Below are 17,737 nucleotides of genomic sequence, written 5' to 3' on the forward strand. Positions count from 1 at the left end.
GGTGCCAGTGCCAAGAAAGTCAGTCGACCTCACCGATGAACAATGTCTTGAATTCACCGTTCTGGTACTCGTTGACGACCATCGGAACCGCGATCTGGCGCTTCTGACCGAACGAGGTCGAACCGACATACTTGAGTTTGTTGTCGCCCTTCATGAAGGGGTTCGGAGCGGAGAACGTGTCGATCGTCTTCTTGAACTCATCAACGTTGTCGACCGCTTTGGGATTGGCTTTCAGAGTCTCGAGGATGTACTCGAGCGCGTATACTTTTGTATTCGACTCGTCGTTGTATTCGCCGAACTTCTTCGTATAGCGATCGATGAACTCCACCATGACGGGGGAGCGGATCTCGGGAGTCGAGGCGCCGCCCACCGATATGAAGCCGTTGGCGAGGTCGCCTGCTCCTTCGGCCAGCACCTTGGCGTCATGAGCCGTCTCGGTCGAGATCAGGCCATTGAAGCCGAGTTCCCTTGCCGCGCGGATCAGGAGAGGCGCGTTGGCAGGGGCAGCGCCCGAGAGCACCAGCAGATCCGGCTTCAGCTTGACGATCGGCGTCAACACCGGGGTGAAGTCGCGAGTGTCATTCTGGTAGGTGTCCTTCTCGGCGAGAATCTGCAGGCCGAGGGCCTTCGCGGCGGCGACGCCGCTGTCACGTTGACTGAGAGGATCGGACTCGTTGGCCGCGATGAAGGCGATGCTTTTAACCCCTTTGTTCTCTTTCAGGTATTTGTAGATGGCGGGGCCCGACTGATAGCTGGCGATCATGCCAAGCACTGCATTCGATGCAGGCTTCACATAAAGTTCTTTCGGGAAGGCGTAGGGAAAGTAGATGATGCCTGCCTTCTCGGCGACAGGTCGGACTGCCGCCGCGCCATCGTCGACATTGGGCCCGACGACATAGTGAATGCCCTCCTGAGCCATCTTCTCCATGCCGGCAATCGCCCGCTTGGGATCCTTTTGATCATCGAATGTGACGATGTCGATGTTATAGGTCGTATCGCCGATCCGCACGCCGCCCGTTTGATTCAACCACTCGGCTCGGGTTTGCATCGAGCGGACATTTGATGTCCCCCACGCGGCCGCCGGGCCGCTGGTGACGCCGACGAACCCGATTTTGAGCTCCTTGTCCGCGGCCTCGACCGAGGTTGCTCCGGTTGCCACAATGGCCAAGGCAGACACTACCGCAAGCACAGCCCCTTGAATAACTGTACGCCGAGTGCTCATCGCTCGTCCCTCCAGGCCCGTCGCCGAAAGCCTAAGTCTCACGCTGATGCGACGGGGCTTATACGAAGTGGACGCTTGCGGCCTGGAACTGTCAACAATCCGAAAGAGCTTTGCATACATCTTGCCGAGCGGCGGTAGTACCTCCTTCGAAAGTGAGAATGACGCGGTAATCTTCGCCGTTGAGCGAGTTCCGATTCTCCCGTCGCTACGATGTGGTGTCCGTCGCCGACAGCGACGGTGAGTACGGCCGCTCTGTGCCGTCCCAGATTCCGGCTGGCCTTTTCGACGATCGCGGCCCGAAACCGTCGGCCGACTTTAACGATCGCTAGACCGATCTCCGGTAAAAGACGAGTTGGAGGCCGGGAGCGATACCCAGAGTGCCGACCGTCAATGTTGGGAGTGTTCATGGCCAGACCATCAAAGCTGCTGCATGCTTATGAACGGATGGTAGCTGCCGAGGAGGAGAAGCTGCGCCTGATGCCGGAACGGCTGGTGACGCTCATCGCGGACAAGCCCTGGATCAGGGCCGTGAGCCAACACTCGCAAGCCCGCCAGGCCTTTTTGGAGGCGGCAATCGACTTCTGCCGCTCCGAGGCAACCAAAGCTCCGAGGGCTTCCGGCCGGAGGAATGCAAAGCAGGCGATCAGGACAAGCGCACAGGAAGCACGCGTGCCTTGAGGGCCGCATCGACGGCACGGTAGAGATCCACTCCCTGACCCTCTCGAAGCGCTGACGGCACTCTTCGACGATCGCGATGAACCGGGAGAGGCGGACTTTATGGCACCTGGTGATCCGGTCGCGCATCCGCTTTGCCGGCATCGCGATCCTGCCATTGCGTCAGGACCGGGACGATCATCTTCAATGGCTTGGAAAGAGTGCGGCTCGGATGTTCTCAGGCTGCGCGCACCCGATCAAGGCGATTGATGCACACCGGCAACATAGACCATTTGGCCTAAGTGAATATAGGGACCATAGCCATATAACCAAAGCCAGGGGTCCTCTGACTTCCCTGCATCTGTCATGCCCCCATACAGATGCTGACTTATGCGCCCTTAGCGCGCCCCGCCTTCCAGGCGGGGCCCTTTTCCAGCAAGAGCGACGTTAACGCCCGCTCAACCTTTCGTATCATCATCACGAAGGATCACGACGCGGATGATCACTTCAGTCTCGGGATTTCTCAGAGGCTTTACCATCGGTGCTTTTCCGAGGGTGATCAGCGCTACGATCGTGAAGGCAATGTGCAGTTTCGATGAGAGCACGGCGGCACCTGGTACGCGAAAACAGGCGCGGGATTTGCTCCCCAGACTCTGAATCAAACCTTTCTGAGAAAACGAAAAAATCGATTCCCACGCAGGGAACTTTTAGGCCCTGTCGCGCGCGCCAAGGGCAGGTCCGAACTTCCCCCGGTCTTATCCACATTCCCTTTTCCGGGGACAGTCTCAGGCCGATATCCGATGCCCATGTCAGGCCATCCGGTCTTCCGACACCTGCTCTGTCGCTTGCTTTTCATGTCGCATCCCTCGCCCCCTCACGAGAGGATCGAACGTGGAAAGTGGGGACACGGATACGTTGAGCGAGCGCGGCACGGAGCGGCCTCCGTTCGGTGCGGGCGGAGAAGTCGGATGGCGTCATGACCCATCCGTAAAAGTCATTCCTATTCCGCCCGCACCTGGGACAGGCGCAGCCTGCGCATTGCACCCATCCGCTCGGCTCGCCATATCATTCCGATTGTCAACAATGTGCTGCCTCAGGCCAAGCCGAGGAATGCAAAGGCGAGAAGGGCCGCCCTCCTCAGCGGTGTCACACCGCCCGTATCAAGCCGCCATCGACGCGAATGTTCTGGCCGGTGATGTAGCCCGCTCCCTCCGAGGCCAGGAACGCGATGGTCGCGGCCACCTCCTCGCTGGTGCCGTATCGCTTCATCGGCACGCTGTCGCGGCGCTGCTCGGTGGCCGGAAGGCTGTCGATCCAGCCCGGCAGCACGTTGTTCATCCGGACGTTGTCGGCCGCATACTGATCGGCGAAGATCTTCGTGAAGGACGCCAAGCCCGCCCGGGCGACGGCCGAGGTCGGGAACATCGCGCTCGGCTCGAAGGCCCAGGCCGTCGAGATGTTGATGATCGAGCCGGCCTTCTGCTGCACCATGATCGGCGCCACGAGGCGTGTCGGGCGCACCACGTTCAGGAAGTAGACGTCGATCCCCTGATGCCACTGCTCGTCGGTGATTTCGAGGATGGGCGCACGGGGTCCGTGGCCGGCACTGTTGACCAGCACGTCGATCCGGCCCCACTTCTCCATTGTCGCATCGACAAGCCGCTTGAGATCGTCGTTGGATTGGTTCGAGCCCGTCACGCCGATGCCGCCAAGCTCCTGGGCCAGGGCTTCGCCCTTGCCGGAGGAGGACAAGACCGCAACCTTGAACCCGTCGGCTGCCAATCGGCGGGCCGCGGCGGCGCCCATGCCGCTGCCACCTGCGGTGATCAGTGCCACTTTTTCTACTGACATCCTCGTCTCCATCCCGTTGGTGTGGCGGCAGAACATGCCGCCTGTTCCGTATCTCTCACGTGTGATATCAGAAAGTCGCGTCCACCCGTCAGGTCATTTCTGTTGAAGCAAAGTTATGCAAGGGACTGGATATCGCCATCGATTGCGATAGCCTGACCCGAAATCGTCCGCCCGCGCGGTGAGCACAGGAAGACGATCTGATCGGCAATCTGCTGCGGCGCCACGGCGGCTTTCAAGGAGACGTGCCGGAGGAACTCGTTCTCCATCTCCTCGTAGCTGATCCCGCGCACCTGAGCCTTGCTCCCGATCACGCGGCGGATCCGCTCGCCTTCCACAACACCGGGAAGGATGGCATTGACCCGGATCCCGAGCGGCCCCAGCTCCATGGCGAGGGTTTTCGTGAAGCCTACCGCTGCCCATTTCGACGCGGAGTAGGGAGAGCGAAGAGGAAAGCCGAAACGGCCTGCCGCGGACGAAAGATTGATGATGGACGCGTTCTTGCTCTCGCGCAGATGCGGGACCGCGAGACGGGCGCAGTTGAACTGTCCCGTGATGTTGACCTGAAGCGTTCGATCCCAGTCCTCGGGATCGACCTCATCCACCCGCGCCGTCGGTCCCGCGATCCCGGCATTGTTCACGAGAACATCCAACCCGCCGAGAGCGGGAAGGGCTTCATCGAAAAGACGGCTCACATCCGACCGGCTCGCAACGTCGGCGCGGGAACGTGCGATATCCGGATCGCTCGTCGCCAGCGCGGCGAGCGCCGCGTCGTCGACATCACAGACATGGACCTTTGCGCCCTCACGGACAAAGCTTCTGGCGATTTCCAGGCCAATGCCGGCGGCTCCCGCCGTCACGAGAACGCGCAAACCTCGAATGTCCAAGTCCATTGCCGTCCCTTTCCATCGCTGAACCGGCCCGCTGGCGGCCGTTCTTGAATCAACCCGCAGAAGAGATAGGGCCAGGCCAATCTGGCCCTATCGGTTTCGACTCCGATCAGCCCTTGACGAGGGGGCAGCCGCCTTCGTTGAGGGGCCGGAAGGCCTGATCGGCTGGGATCGTGGCAAGCTGCTTGTAGAGATCCCAGGGACCTTTCGACTCAGCCGGCTTCTTGACCTCGAACAGATACATGTCATGGACCTTGCGGCCGTCCTGACGGATCATGCCCTTGCCGAACAGCGGATCGTCGGTGGGCATCTCCTTCATCTTGGACATGACGCTCGCGGTCTCCTTGCCCTTCAGGGCTTCGACGGCCTTGAGGTAATGGAGGGCGCCGGCGTAGACGCCCGCATGGACCATGGTCGGCATCTTGCCGCCGTTCCTTTCGGCGAAGCGCTTCGACCAAGCCCGGGTCCCTTCGTTCTGATCCCAGTAGAATGCCTCGGTCAGCACGAGGCCCTGAGCCACCTGAAGACCGAGAGCGTGAACATCCGTGATGAAGACGAGAAGTCCCGCGAGGCTCTGGCCGCCCTGGACGATTCCGAACTCCGCCGCCTGCTTCATCGTATTGGTGAAGTCACCGCCCGCATTGGCGAGCCCGATCACCTTGGCGCCCGAGGATTGAGCCTGCAGCAGGAAGGATGCGAAGTCTTGGCCCGGGAAGGGATGTCGAACCGTGCCGACGACCTTGCCGCCCGCCTTGGTCACCAGGGCCGCGGTGTCACGCTCCAGGGCATGCCCGAAGGCATAGTCCGCCGTGACGAAGAACCAGGTGTTGTCTCCCCGCTTCACCATGGCACCGCCGGTTCCGTTCGCAAGCGCCCAGGTGTCGTAGGTCCAGTGAACGGTGTTGGGCGAGCATTGGGATCCGGTCAAGTCCGAGGTGCCGCCGCCCGAATTGATCAGGATCTTGTTCTTCTCGCGGGCAATGCCGTTCACGGCGAGCGCCACCGAGGAGGTCGGAACGTCGAGGATGACGTCGACACCGTCCTGATCGTACCATTGACGTGCGATGCTGGCGCCGATATCCGGCTTGTTCTGGTGATCCGCCGCGACGATGTCGACCTTGATGCCCTTCTCGGCAGCTTTGAAATCTTCAGCGGCCATGCGGGCCGCGATCACGGATCCTTCGCCGGTCAGCTCGGAATAAACGCCGGAACGGTCGTTTAAGATGCCCAGCTTGACCGAGGTTTGCGCCTGCGCCCCTCCTGTCATGGCCACCGCGACCAGAGCGCTGAGAACATAGCCCGTCTTCATTATTTCCTCCCTTTTTGGAACGCCCATCTTAGGCATGCCTGTGAACGCTTGGAAAGAAGGGGCCACAAGCTTGCTTTTCCCTTGGCCGAGGCAGCACCCTAAGGCCGCCACAGGAACCGGGGCGCCGATGATGGCTCGCTGGCAAGATGGCCCATCCACGCCACTCAGAAGGCGCTGTTGTCAGGTCCCTTGGTCTGGAGCATGCGGCGCGCGTCGTCCGGTGTGGCGATGGTAAGGGAAAGCTCCTCGAGGATTCGGCGGATCTTGCGGACCTGGTCCGCATTGGACGGCGCGAGTTCGCCCTTGCCGAGATAGAGGTTGTCTTCCAGGCCCACCCGCACATGACCGCCGAGGATGGAGCCCATGGTCACGAACGGCAGTTGATGGCGGCCGGCGGCAAGAATGGAGAGATAGTAGTCGTTTCCAAAAAGGCGGTCGGCCGTCGCCTTCATGTGCATCAGGTTCTCCGGCTCCGGACCGATGCCGCCGAGGATTCCGAAAATGGCCTGCACAAAGAAGGGCGGCTGCACGAGTCCGCGGTCGGCGAAATGGGCGAGGTTGTAGAGATGGCCGACATCGTAGCACTCGAATTCAAAGCGCGTTCCGAGCGCACCGAGTTCCGTCATCCCCCGCTCGATCTGCGCGAAGGTGTTGGAGAGGATGAAATCCTTCGTCATCTCGAGATAGGGCTTCTCCCAGTCGTTCTTGAACGACCCGACGCGTGCACCCGCACCGGAGATGTTGAAGTTGAAGGAGCCCATATTCATGGAGGCGATCTCGGGCTGCGCCCATTTTGCCGCTGCGAGACGTTCATCGAGCGACATCCCGAGCCCTCCGCCGGTCGTGATGTTCACGATGGCGTCGCAGCCTTCTTTGATGGCCGGCAGGAACTGCCTGAACACTTCGGGGCTCTGCGTCGGGCGGCCCGTCTGCGGGTCTCGGGCGTGCAGGTGAAGGATCGCGGCACCGGCTTGCGCCGCCGCGATGGCGTTCTCGGCGATCTGCTGCGGCGTCACCGGCAAGTGGGGCGACATGCTTGGGGTATGGATGGATCCGGTTATCGCGCAGCTGATGATGACTTTTTCGGATCGCCTCATTCAAACCTCCCCGGTCGGAAACCGCCTAGCCGATCAAGATTATCGGCTAGGCTATGCCGGGCCCCTGGCGTCTGTCCATAGAGGGCCATGTCCAGGACCATCCAAGCAGCCTCGGAGTTCAAATCTTGAGACGCGAACAGCAACGGAGCCGTCTGGAAGGTGGGGGTTGGCTCAGGGCATGGAGATTGAGGTCTTGTCGGCCTTGGTCCGCGTGGGCTGATAGGGCCTGACCGAGTGGGTCTGAAGCCGCACGAGCGCGGCGCTCAGGCGAGTTGCCTCCTCATAGCGGGTCTCGTCGTGTGGCGGCTGATCGGACCGCCCGCTGGCGAGCGCCTCCGCTGCCGCCACCAGGCGCTGGAGCGGCTTGGCAAGCCAAGCCGAAAACAGATACAGCAGAACCAGGCCCACGAGGACGCCTGCACCGAGGAGGGTCCAGAAGGCCCGCGCAATGGATCGGATCGGATTGAGCACCGTGTTCGTGTCGGCCCGCACGATGACGCTCCAGCCGAAGCCGGGCATGTCCTTCCAGACCACCGGGACGACGACAGTCATATAGTCCCTCCCGTCACTCCACCGCTCGCGGAGCGAGACGGAGGCGCCCTGCCCGGCGGCGACAGCCGATCCGACCGACAAGGTCGTCCCCTCGAGGGCGGCGGGACCCGATAAGACTGCCCGGTCTCTCGAAACGAGGAGGAGATCGACTCCCTGCCCTCTGAAAGCGTGAAGTCCGTCCTTGACCAGGGCCCAATCGAAATGGGCGCCGATCACACCGGTCGTGCCCGCCTGCGCGCTCTTGATCGGAGCCGAGAAATCCACGAAGCGCCGCGGCTCTGGTGTCGCGGGGAGAAGTTTTTCGAGAAGCAAGGCTCCATGTACGTCGGTCGCCGCCGGGCCGTTGAGACCCCGGCGAAACCAAGGTCTCTCGGCGACGCTCGCCCCTTCGAGCATCCCCTGTGACGCGGCGATGACTTTTCCCGTGACATCGGCCACGCCGATCCAGGTATAGCGTCGATCGACGCTGCTCAGCAGGGTCAGCTGGCGGCGGGTCTCCTCGGAGTCGCCCATGTCGGCGATGCGCGACATGCCTTCGACATCCTGCCAGAGGCGATACATCTGCCGTCCGAGTTGATTGGCAGCGATGTCTCCGAGGACGCGAAGACGAGCGGCGTTCGCCGTTTCCGCCCGTCTCTGCATGGCATCCGTAAACATCATGCCGGCCACGATGGCCGGCGCGAGCATCAGCAAGGCGCCGATCACGAACACAAGTGCTTTCAACCCGACGCGCATGTTCGCACTCCCTTGCTTCAAGCCTATCGAGACGCCAGGCTTCGCATCCAGCCTCGAATCATTTCAGGAATATCTCCGCGACCGGCTCCTGGCCTGACATCGGCCGTGTGGAGCTTGCGCAGGATCCCGTCGCGCTGCTCGGGTGTCGGGCGCAGGGAAAGATGGTAGCCGTCGCTCGTCTCCGCCGAGATGCGGATGGCGACATCGCCCACCTCGGCCAGAGTGATCGTCCCCAGTGCGCCCGCCGGAAGGTCCGACAGGCCCCGGACCCGTGCATGATCGACGCCCAGCTCGAGCACCCATGACGAGAACCGTTGCATGCCGACCGACAGAAGGGCCATCTCGACGGACTCGCGCTGGGGCCGGTTGACGCGAGGGCGTTCGACGCAGACCAGCATGGTGACGGCGAGCACCAGCAGGTTGTACAGCGTCCAGAACAGGATGACCCGGATGCCGTCCCCGGCTTTCGCCACATGGCCGAAATGTTCCGGAAAGAGCAACGGCAGGACGAGGCCCAGCACGGTCAGCGCGAAGAGAACGGCGAACGGCTTCATCATCGGCCATTGCACGATCGTCCTGGTCCGGTCGCCGCCTTTGGCGGTGACCCGGAACTTGTGCGGTCCCTTGGTCAGCAGGCCCATGGCGGCCGCGCGGGTGATCGGCCATGCGGCAATGAGCTGCGAGACGTCGTTGAGCACGGGCCAGATCAGACCGCCCGAAATCCAGTTCAGGGAGATGAGGACGGCGGCGTAGTATGGAAGATAGTAGGAGATGAGATCCGGCACGGAGGCGTTGACGACCACGATGCCGAAGAACCAGTAGAGCAGCGGACACACGAGCGCGGCCAGGCGGAACGGGAACGTCGTCGTCCAGAACAGCAACGAGTCGAGAAGGCTCAAACGCTGCATGAATCGAAGGTTGTTGAAGCCGAGGGGGTTGTAGACGTTGCGGACGATCTGCATCATCCCCAGGCACCAGCGTCCGCGCTGCACGACATATTCGTGCAGGCCTTCCGGAGCGAGACCTTCGGTCAGCGCCTCGTTGAGGTAGACGGTCCGGTAGCCATGGCTGTCGAGCCGGATGGTCAGGAGGAAGTCCTCCGTCACACTATCCGTCGGCAACCCGCCGATCTCGCGAAGCGCCGAGACGCGAACCATCGAGGAGGTCCCGCAGCAGACGGCCACGCCCCAGGCATCGCGCGCCGGCTCGAGATGATCGAAGAAGAAGCGCTGTTCGTCCGGATAGGAGGACGCAATATAGAGATTGTGCTGAATCGGGTCCGGGTTGAAGAAGTGCTGCGGCGTCTGAACGAGGCCGACCTTGGGATCATGGAACAGCGCAACGGCCCGGCGGACGAAATTGCGGTGCGGGACGAAATCCGCGTCGAGGACCGCCACGAAATCCGGGGCATCGTCCTCCTTCAGGCGCTGATACAGGGTATAATTGATGTTGCCTGCCTTCGCATGATCGTTCGTCGGCCGGGTCCTGTGCTCGGCCCCGTAGCGGCGGCAGGCCTCGGTCAGCCATTTGCGGCGGCCGTCATCGAGAACGAAGACGCGCAGGTTGGGGTAGTCCAGCGCTTGCGCGCCCGCGAGCGTTCGCTCCAGGACCTCGAGTTCCTCGTTGTAGGTCGCGATATAGAGATCGATCCGCGGCGGATCGCTCCCCCACCAGCCCAAGTTGCGGTCGGCTTCCTCGCGGCGCTCCTTTCGCCGCATGAGAACCAGGTAGGCCAGCGTGGACGACACCAGAGACAGGGCTTCGATGGTGACGAAGATCGAGCCCACGACCGAGTCCATCGTCAGCCCGCCGGCCGGTACGGTTTCCGTGATCCGCCACAGCATGTAGCGCCAGCCAAGGACGATCGTGAGGCTCAGCAGAAGGACCCGGATCCAGCCGACCTTCGGGGTCGCATTCGGCAGCAGCAACAGGGCGAGCCCGGTCACGATGGCGAGGCCAGCAAGACTCGACAGGTCTTGGTCCAGGACGAGCATCTAGAAGCCGAAATTCGTCAATGACCGCCGGAGGCTCGTGAGGGGGCCGCCGGAAAAGACGACCCGTCCGGTGCGGCCGACAGCGCAGGAAAGATCCGAACTGCCGGTCAACTCCGGAACGCTCAGGGCGACATCGAAGCGGGTCAGGTGCTCGGGGCTCGGACCAATGGCAAGGGTGGTATAAAGGCCCGCTGCTCCGGATCCGCCGAGACGGGTAATCGTTCCCTCGAAGATCCGGCTGTCACCGTTGAGCCTGAACTGGGCCGGCATTCCGACTCGGAGACCGGAATAGACCCGCTCGCTCACGCTGGTCGTGACCATGACGGCGGAGCAGTCGACGAACCGGACGAGATCCTGCCCCTGGTTGACGTGCTCTCCGCTGCTGGCCAAAAAATTCCAGACAATGCCCGGGCTCTGCATCGAGAGTTCGGCGGCCGTCAGGCGATTGACGCGAACCCGCTCTGCCGCGATCTGTTCGGAGGTGAGATCGAGCCGGCGCCTGACGTTCTCGGCCTCCGCGCTCGATTCGGCGAGCCGTAGGTCGAACTCGCGGATGCGCTGTATCGAGAACGGCGCGTCATTGTATGAATCGCCGATGAAGACGCCGTTCTGCGCCGAGGAGAGCTCCGTCGAGAGATAGCTGACGCGCTCGCGGGCGCTCGCGATATCCTGTTGGGCCACGTCGTACTGCGCCTTCGCCTTGTCGAGGGTGATCGCAGTCTGAACGCCCCGCGAACTGAGTTCCCGGGTCCGTTCCAAGGCGCTTTCCGCCTCGCGGAATCGCGCCTCCGCCGAATTCACGGCAGCCTGCGCTTCGGCGATGCGGGACCGGATCTGACGCAAGCGCCCGTCCTGGTAGCTCTTTGCCTGTTCCTGAAGGACCTTGCGGGCTTCATCGACCGCCGCGGATTGAGCCTGAAGCCGAGCCAGATCCGCCTCGAGCGTGGAACGGGTCCGCTCCAGGTCGATCAGGCGGGCCGTGTCGAACCGTTCGTCCGTGATGCGCACCACGGCCTCCTCGGGGGAGACTTGTGCTCCGATGGTTCGTACGGAGAACTCGGCCACTCCCTGAATGGGCGCTCGGAGGACGGCCGTGCGGGCGTTGATCGTGGCATCGGCGCTCGTGCCCAACAGGTATTCACCGATGACGATGTAAAGTCCGCCAAGGACCAGAGCCGCTCCCAAAATAACTCGAAAGATCTTCATGATACGGGCGCTGTTCTGGACCTAAGGCATGGAGATTGCTCAAACGGCGCCCACTCTCAGATCCTGCGCCTTCTGCGCGTTCGGATCGAATCAACCCGGCAGTCCGTCAACGGAGAGGGTACCTCCAAAGTGGTAGCGCCACAACCTTAGCGACCCAACCCAAAAGGCAGCTCCGAGTTCCATGAGGTTCGTGCAACCAGCTCACTGGATCTCGAACTGGATCGATTCCGAACAGGCTCCGTCATGATCCGGGATTTGCATAATCCGCGAAGGTCTGGGACCATGGATGGAGGAACGGAGGATTTGGATGGACATGCAGCATGTTCGGCTCAGTCATTTGTCCCATGGCGGCGGCTGCGGCTGCAAACTGGCGCCGGCGGTCCTCCAGCAGCTTCTCTCCGAGCAGCCCGCCGCAGGGCCGTTCCGGGAACTCCTGGTCGGCACCGAGACGGCGGACGACGCGGCCGTCTGGCAGCTGAACGAGGAGACCTGCATCATCGCGACCACGGACTTCTTCATGCCGATGGTGGATGACCCCTTCGATTTCGGGCGCATCGCAGCGACCAATGCCATTTCCGACGTTTATGCGATGGGTGGCCGTCCGATCATGGCGCTTGCGATCCTCGGCATGCCCCTCGGTAAAATTGCGCCCGCGACCGTCCGCGAAATCCTCAGGGGCGGCGCGGCGATATGCGCCGAAGCCGGAATTCCCGTGGCCGGCGGCCATTCCATCGACTGCCCCGAACCGGTCTACGGGCTCGCCGTGGTCGGAACGGCGAAGCCCAGCGAGATCCGCCGGAACAGCGGCGCGAAGGCAGGGGATGCGCTCATCCTGACGAAAGCCCTCGGCGTCGGCATCTATTCGGCCGCGTTCAAGAAGGACGCGCTTCCCGCCGACGCCTACGGGGAGATGATGGCGTCGGTCACTCTCCTGAATCGAATTGGCGCCGAGCTTGCCCAGGATTCCGATGTCCATGCCGTCACGGACGTCACGGGTTTCGGCATTCTCGGCCATGGCCTCGAAATGGCGCGCGGATCCGGATTGACCCTGACCATCGACCTCTCCCGCCTCCCCCTGTTCCGCGAAGCCGTGTCGCTTGCCCAGGGAGGCTACGTCACGGGCGCTTCGACCCGCAATTGGGACAGCTACGGCGATTCTATCGTGCTTCCCGACGGCCTCGCGCTCTGGCAGAGGCAGCTTCTCACGGATCCTCAGACGTCCGGCGGCCTTCTCATCGCCTGCGCGCCGGAGAGGGCGGACCGAATTCTCGGGCATATCGTCAAGGCCGGCTATCCATCCGCCCGGATCGTCGGTCGAGCGGAGTCCGGCCCTCCGCAGATCCAAGTGATTTAGGGAGCTGATTTAGGGAACTTCCCGGAACCTGCCGTGTCTCGTCACGTTGCTCCGATGCTCGAGCCGAGAGGAGCCGGATGCCATGCGAGCCGCCCTGATCCTTGTCGTCGCGGCCTTAGGCCTATCGCCCCCCTGCTGGGCGCAGACCGCGGCACAGCCCCCTTGCCCGGAGGCGCCGTCGACGACGGCCGCCACTCCGCCCGATCCGCATAGTCAGGCCTCCGGCACCTCACCGGGAACGGCGGGCTCATCCGGGTGGACGGGCGGGCTCGGCGGCTCCTATATCGGCACGGCTCCGCAAGGGCCCACCCCGCAATCGCCATCGGAACATCCCGCCACGGCGAGCGGTCTCGACCCGATGAAAAGCGCGTCCGCGCCCAACCAGGCCGATTCGTCCCGCGGCTGCGCGCCGTCGCGTTGACCGCATCCTCGAACTGGCGGCTGTCACCTCCGAGCCTGCGACAGGCCGCTTGGCGAGGATGGCGGAAGAGAGTGGGAGTCGAACCCACCGAGGACCGGCTCGCAGCCCCACCCGGATTTGAAGTCCGGACGCCCCACCGGGGACGATTCTCCTCCCTGGCCTTTCTCCGGCGTTTGCCGAAACAGTTCGAGCCGATGCGCATTGATGCGACGAAGATCGCCGCGGCGCAAGGTTACGCCGTGCCGGTCGAAGAACTCGAGCACCTGGATGGCGACCTTACGGCCGCTCAGAACGCGGTCGCGGAATTGCGCCGCCGTGAACTGCCTGCCCGCCGCACCCGCGGCAAGCCTTTCGAGGATGCCGACCATTTCGGCAACGGTATCGCGCAGAAAGAAATGATCATGCGCGACTTCGTCGAGCCGGCCGAGGCGGCTGAGCACCTTGCACAGAGCACGGATCTCGTCCTCGGGCCGCTCCAGAAGATGGGCGATGTCGCGGACGCGGGGCGGGCGAAAGCGTTCCCCGCCAGACAGAAGCGGCTGTACGATCTCCCATAAGCGCTCCTCGCCCGCATCGAGACGCGCCTCATGGCCGGGAAGGCGGATCCAGGCACCATCGACCTTGATCCTGTCCGCCGCGACGAGAACCTGGAGCGCGGACCGAAACCCCGCGATCGGAAGACGCGGTTCGCTTTGGAGGCGCAGCCGCTCGAGGCCCATGCCCTGCAGATCCGGGCTCTCGGCGTGAAACGCCGCGAGAGTGTCGATGATGCGGGCTTCGAAAACCCGCCAGCGCTCTCGCTCCAGGGCGAGCGTCGATGGGCCCGCAGCGAGACGAACCAGACCGAGCCGGTCGGCAATGGCCGTCGCAGCAGCGGGAGTCATCGCGCGGTCTCGGGCGAAGGTCGCCAGATCGAAGACATGCGGATGCACGGCCGCGAGTGCCGCCATGGCGGTCGCCGGCTCGCTCTGCGCCTTGGCCTGAAGCTGCGCCCGGCGCTCGGCTCCGCGCCTGTGCCGGGCGGGGGCTCGCAGATCGACGAGGGTGCCGCCTCCGATCGTCCGTTGTGCCGACGTGTCACGAAGAACGAAGCGATCATGGGCTGCGGCGGCGATCGGGCGGTCGAGGACGAGCTGGACGAACGCTTCCTCGCCTGGCGATAACGGCTCGTCCTCGAGCAGGACGATCCGTGCGCCGACCTCCGCCGCCGCATGATGCAGGCGGACGGGGTGCCACTGGCCGACCGGCTTCCTTTCGGTTGTGAGAAGACGGAGGCGAGCGTCGATCCTGTCGGTCGGAGCATGAAGCGCCGGTGCGAGGACCACATCGCCACGGCCGATCGCATCCTTCGAGATGCCGTCTCCCGCGAGGTTCAAGGCACAGCGCTCGCCCGCCACGCCCCGCTCCGCCGGACGGTTCTGGGCATGGATGGAGCGAACCCGCGCGGCATGTCCGGCTGGGCTTATGACCACCTGATCGCCCACCGATACCGAGCCCGACAGGATCGTCCCTGTCACCACCGTTCCGGCTCCCGCCAGAGTGAAGCTGCGGTCGACGGAAAGGCGGAACAGACCGGCCGCATGGCGCTGACGCAAGGCACTCGCAGCCTGCAGGTGCCGCTTCAGGGCATCGACGCCCTCCCCCGTGACGATGGAGACGGGAATGATCGGATGGTTCGCCAGCGTCGTACCGGCCAGAACGCCACGGATCTGTTCGCAGGCCTCCACGCGCCTCCCGTCATCCGCCAGATCGGCCTTGCTGAGAACGACGACCCCATGATCGATGCCGAGAAGGTCGATAATGGCAAGATGTTCGAGGGTCTGCGGCTTCACCGCATCGTCCGCCGCCACAACCAGCATCACGAAGTCGTTGCCGCTCGCGCCCGCCACCATGGAATGAACGAAGCGTTCATGCCCCGGAACGTCCACGAAGCCGATGACATCCCCGTTGTCCTGAGGCCAGTAGGCGAAGCCGAGATCGACCGTGATGCCGCGTGCCTTCTCCTCCTTCAGGCGATCCGTATCGATGCCTGTCAGCGCTTTGACGAGCGCGGTCTTTCCATGATCGATATGCCCGGCCGTGCCGACGATCACGACGCGACCCCTGACCGAAGCGACGACAGGTTCTCATGAAACAGGCTCTCGTGGTCGAGGCACCGGAGATCGAAGATGAGGGCACCCTCGGCCACGCGGCCGATCACGGGACGTGGCAAGTGTCTGAATGCGGTGCTCAACTCTTCGAGGGCTCGCCCGCCTCCCTTCGGTTTCAGCGCCAGTCCGAAACTCCCGATCGTGTCGAGCGGAAGCGCCCCCGAACCGATCTGGCTTCGACATGGCACGGTCTCGACAGCGACCGTGTCTCCCAGGACTTCGGCCAGGACCGGTGCAAGACGAACCGCCTGCTGCCGAATATCCTCCACGGACCGCGCCAGGAGACGCATGGTGGGAAGCCTCTCGGCAAGCCGGTCGGGATCGCGATAGAGCTTCAAGGTCGCCTCGCAGGCCGCCAGTCGCATCTTGTCGACCCGCAACGCGCGCTTCATGGGGTTGCGGTTGATGGCGCCGATGAGGTCCTTGCGTCCGACGATGAAGCCCGCCTGTGGCCCGCCGAGAAGCTTGTCGCCTGAGAAGGTGACGAGATCCGCCCCCTCCTCCACGGCCTCACGGACCGTGGGCTCCTTGCTCAGCCCGAACCGGGAGAGATCGACGAGCGTTCCCGAGCCGAGATCGTTGACGAGAGGCACGTTGTGCTGCCGTGCGATTTTGGCGAGATCGCGGGCGCCGACCTCCGCCGTGAATCCTTCGATACGGTAGTTCGAGGTGTGGACCTTGAGGATGAGCCCGGTCGCGGGTTGCAGCGCATTCGCATAATCGCGCGGATGGGTGCGGTTCGTCGTTCCGACTTCGCGCAGGTGCGCTCCTGCCCTCGCCATGATCTCGGGCATTCGAAATGCGCCACCGATCTCGATGAGCTCTCCGCGGGAGACGATCGCTTCCCTGCCCTGCGAGAGCGTATTGAGGACAAGGAGCACCGCGGCCGCATTGTTGTTGACGAGGGTCGCGTCCTCCGCTCCCGTCAGCTCGCAGACGAGGGCGCGGATGTGATCGTCGCGCTCTCCGCGCTTGCCGCCGTCGAGATCGAATTCGAGGGACACCGCATGGCGCATGGCGGCGGTTGCGGCCTCGACGGCTTCTTCGGCGAGGATCGCGCGGCCGAGATTGGTGTGCAGCACCGTGCCGGTGAGGTTGAAAAGCGGCTTCATGCACGTGTCCGCACGCGCATCGAGCCGAGACAGGACAGACGCGGCGATATCCGTCTCTTCGGTCGATGTTCCGGGCTTCAGCGTCTCACGGAGTTCTGCCAGAGTTTCCCGGATCGCGAGCGTGGCCTCGGAACGACCGTGCTGTTGAACCGCAGCCACGAGGTCGGGGTGGCGCAGCAGCCGATCCACCGACGGAAGGCGGCGCAGACTGGAGGGGGCCGCGTCGTCCATGACTCAGACCCCCAGCAGGAATGGGTTGAAACCGCCGCGCCGGAATTCGCCGTCCCGGAGAAGGAGGTCGAGCCCCATGCTCGCGATGTCGTCCGCGACCGGGTCCAGGGCAGCGTCCTTCTGCTGGTGGAGAATCTTCACATAGCCGCGGCAATTGTCGCAGCACTCCGCCTTGATGGTTCCCGGTCCTCCGTCGACCTCCTGATAGCCGACTCCCTTCGTGGAGCTGCACAGCACGCATTTCACCCGCACAACATTCCAGAGGGTGCCGCACAGGGAGCAGGAGCAGTAGCGTGTGCCTTCGGCTTCGATCCATCCGACGATCAGGGACGTGGTCGGAGGACCGCCGCAGCAGGGACATGCCCCATCCCCGATCCGGACGAGCCGATTCTTGTCGAGCTTTGCCGCCAGCCGGGCGAAATGAACCTGCAGGCCGGCCGCCACATAGACATGCTCGGCGAGCGCATCGGCCGAGATCGAATCCGTCAGAACGCCGTGGATGATTTCGCCCAGTCGGTCCGGCGAAGCCGCTTTGATTGTCTCGAGCGCGCTTTGCGCCTCCGGCGGCTTGGCCAGCGACGTGACCGCGTCGAACAGGCGCTCCAGGGTTTCGCCTAAGACCTCATCGCGTTCGACACGGCTCCTGTCGAGGGGCGGCATGCCGAACTCATGGGCCCGGCCGAGGATCTCCGCCGACGGAAGATCGGGTTCGGGCAGATCGTCCTGGATACGGTTTTGAGCGGCCGAGATCCCGGCAACGAACCGCAGATAGGGCGCGAGCTCGCTTGACGGCGCCAGACTTTCGAGGCGCAGGCGCCGAGCCTCGAAAAGGACTCGCGGATCCGGCAACCGGACGAAGGGTGGGGCGGGAACGCGGCCGATGGACGCTGGATTCGGCTCGATGGAACTGGAATGTGTCATGCAACCTCACGAACCGCACGGGTCACGTGTCATGGCGCCGC

Annotated in this window: 13 protein-coding genes, 1 tRNA gene and 1 pseudogene; 3 read left to right on the plus strand and 12 right to left on the minus strand. The window is 63.5% G+C overall.

The window, feature by feature from the left end:
- Positions 1-19 precede the first annotated feature (19 nt).
- A complete protein-coding gene (locus tag RE429_RS19950; RefSeq protein WP_414475972.1) occupies positions 20-1,222 on the minus strand; it encodes an ABC transporter substrate-binding protein in 1,203 nt (400 codons plus the stop codon).
- Positions 1,223-1,627: 405 nt separating this feature from the next.
- On the opposite strand from RE429_RS19950, the gene RE429_RS19955 reads away from it, so the two are divergent.
- The gene (locus RE429_RS19955; protein ID WP_414475108.1) at positions 1,628-1,900 is read left to right on the plus strand and encodes a hypothetical protein; all 273 of its coding nucleotides are present in this window, start codon (positions 1,628-1,630) and stop codon (positions 1,898-1,900) included.
- A gap of 1,122 nt (positions 1,901-3,022) precedes the next feature.
- Here the strand turns inward: RE429_RS19955 and RE429_RS19960 are convergent.
- The 7 genes from RE429_RS19960 to RE429_RS19990 form a co-directional block, all read right to left on the minus strand.
- On the minus strand, positions 3,023-3,727 hold the full coding sequence (locus tag RE429_RS19960) for an SDR family oxidoreductase (protein WP_414475109.1): 705 nt from the start codon (positions 3,725-3,727) through the stop codon (positions 3,023-3,025).
- Between the two features lie 113 nt (positions 3,728-3,840).
- A complete protein-coding gene (locus tag RE429_RS19965; protein ID WP_414475110.1) occupies positions 3,841-4,617 on the minus strand; it encodes an SDR family oxidoreductase in 777 nt (258 codons plus the stop codon).
- A 106-nt stretch (positions 4,618-4,723) separates the two neighbouring features.
- Positions 4,724-5,923: an ABC transporter substrate-binding protein gene (locus tag RE429_RS19970; RefSeq protein WP_414475111.1), complete on the minus strand. Its 1,200-nt coding sequence runs from the start codon at positions 5,921-5,923 to the stop codon at positions 4,724-4,726.
- A 164-nt stretch (positions 5,924-6,087) separates the two neighbouring features.
- On the minus strand, positions 6,088-7,020 hold the full coding sequence (locus RE429_RS19975; protein ID WP_414475112.1) for a 3-keto-5-aminohexanoate cleavage protein: 933 nt from the start codon (positions 7,018-7,020) through the stop codon (positions 6,088-6,090).
- A 171-nt stretch (positions 7,021-7,191) separates the two neighbouring features.
- On the minus strand, positions 7,192-8,307 hold the full coding sequence (locus RE429_RS19980) for a cache domain-containing protein (RefSeq protein WP_414475113.1): 1,116 nt from the start codon (positions 8,305-8,307) through the stop codon (positions 7,192-7,194).
- 23 nt (positions 8,308-8,330) lie between these two features.
- Entirely contained in the window at positions 8,331-10,301 is a 1,971-nt protein-coding gene (locus RE429_RS19985) for a glycosyltransferase (protein ID WP_414475114.1), read from the minus strand.
- The gene (locus RE429_RS19990) at positions 10,302-11,507 is read right to left on the minus strand and encodes an HlyD family secretion protein (RefSeq protein ID WP_414475115.1); all 1,206 of its coding nucleotides are present in this window, start codon (positions 11,505-11,507) and stop codon (positions 10,302-10,304) included. It lies immediately after the preceding gene.
- A 307-nt stretch (positions 11,508-11,814) separates the two neighbouring features.
- Here RE429_RS19990 and selD point away from each other — a divergent pair, with 307 nt between their 5' ends.
- Both selD and RE429_RS20000 read left to right on the plus strand, forming a co-directional pair.
- Complete coding sequence (gene selD / locus RE429_RS19995; RefSeq protein WP_414475116.1) at positions 11,815-12,861, plus strand: selenide, water dikinase SelD; 1,047 nt, start codon at positions 11,815-11,817, stop codon at positions 12,859-12,861.
- Positions 12,862-12,943: 82 nt separating this feature from the next.
- Entirely contained in the window at positions 12,944-13,282 is a 339-nt protein-coding gene (locus tag RE429_RS20000) for a hypothetical protein (RefSeq protein ID WP_414475117.1), read from the plus strand.
- 59 nt (positions 13,283-13,341) lie between these two features.
- Here the strand turns inward: RE429_RS20000 and RE429_RS20005 are convergent.
- The 4 genes and pseudogenes from RE429_RS20005 to fdhE all read right to left on the minus strand — a co-directional run bounded on the left by RE429_RS20005 (position 13,342) and on the right by fdhE (position 17,696).
- Positions 13,342-13,437: transfer RNA gene (locus RE429_RS20005), tRNA-Sec, on the minus strand.
- Between the two features lie 108 nt (positions 13,438-13,545).
- Positions 13,546-15,375, minus strand: a pseudogene (selB, locus tag RE429_RS20010) (selenocysteine-specific translation elongation factor); the annotation flags it as partial.
- On the minus strand, positions 15,372-16,775 hold the full coding sequence (selA, locus tag RE429_RS20015; RefSeq protein ID WP_414475118.1) for an L-seryl-tRNA(Sec) selenium transferase: 1,404 nt from the start codon (positions 16,773-16,775) through the stop codon (positions 15,372-15,374). The pseudogene selB and the gene selA, both read right to left, overlap by 4 nt.
- A gap of 3 nt (positions 16,776-16,778) precedes the next feature.
- Positions 16,779-17,696, minus strand: coding sequence for a formate dehydrogenase accessory protein FdhE (fdhE, locus tag RE429_RS20020; protein ID WP_414475119.1), 918 nt, complete (start codon positions 17,694-17,696; stop codon positions 16,779-16,781).
- Positions 17,697-17,737 lie beyond the last annotated feature (41 nt).

It is taken from the genome of Microvirga sp. M2, from assembly GCF_047497095.1.
Classification (GTDB): domain Bacteria; phylum Pseudomonadota; class Alphaproteobacteria; order Rhizobiales; family Beijerinckiaceae; genus Microvirga.

Bases quoted from the DNA above. Each gene is read 5' to 3' on its own strand.
- RE429_RS19975 (WP_414475112.1), bottom strand. From the start codon at position 7,020: ATGAGGCGATCCGAAAAAGTCATCATCAGCTGCGCGATAACCGGATCC.
- fdhE (WP_414475119.1), bottom strand. From the start codon at position 17,696: ATGACACATTCCAGTTCCATCGAGCCGAATCCAGCGTCCATCGGCCGC.
- RE429_RS19990 (WP_414475115.1), bottom strand. From the start codon at position 11,507: ATGAAGATCTTTCGAGTTATTTTGGGAGCGGCTCTGGTCCTTGGCGGA.
- RE429_RS19955 (WP_414475108.1), top strand. From the start codon at position 1,628: ATGGCCAGACCATCAAAGCTGCTGCATGCTTATGAACGGATGGTAGCT.
- RE429_RS19960 (WP_414475109.1), bottom strand. From the start codon at position 3,727: ATGTCAGTAGAAAAAGTGGCACTGATCACCGCAGGTGGCAGCGGCATG.
- selA (WP_414475118.1), bottom strand. From the start codon at position 16,775: ATGGACGACGCGGCCCCCTCCAGTCTGCGCCGCCTTCCGTCGGTGGAT.
- selD (WP_414475116.1), top strand. From the start codon at position 11,815: ATGGACATGCAGCATGTTCGGCTCAGTCATTTGTCCCATGGCGGCGGC.
- RE429_RS19970 (WP_414475111.1), bottom strand. From the start codon at position 5,923: ATGAAGACGGGCTATGTTCTCAGCGCTCTGGTCGCGGTGGCCATGACA.
- RE429_RS20000 (WP_414475117.1), top strand. From the start codon at position 12,944: ATGCGAGCCGCCCTGATCCTTGTCGTCGCGGCCTTAGGCCTATCGCCC.
- RE429_RS19965 (WP_414475110.1), bottom strand. From the start codon at position 4,617: ATGGACTTGGACATTCGAGGTTTGCGCGTTCTCGTGACGGCGGGAGCC.
- RE429_RS19985 (WP_414475114.1), bottom strand. From the start codon at position 10,301: ATGCTCGTCCTGGACCAAGACCTGTCGAGTCTTGCTGGCCTCGCCATC.
- RE429_RS19980 (WP_414475113.1), bottom strand. From the start codon at position 8,307: ATGCGCGTCGGGTTGAAAGCACTTGTGTTCGTGATCGGCGCCTTGCTG.
- RE429_RS19950 (WP_414475972.1), bottom strand. From the start codon at position 1,222: ATGAGCACTCGGCGTACAGTTATTCAAGGGGCTGTGCTTGCGGTAGTG.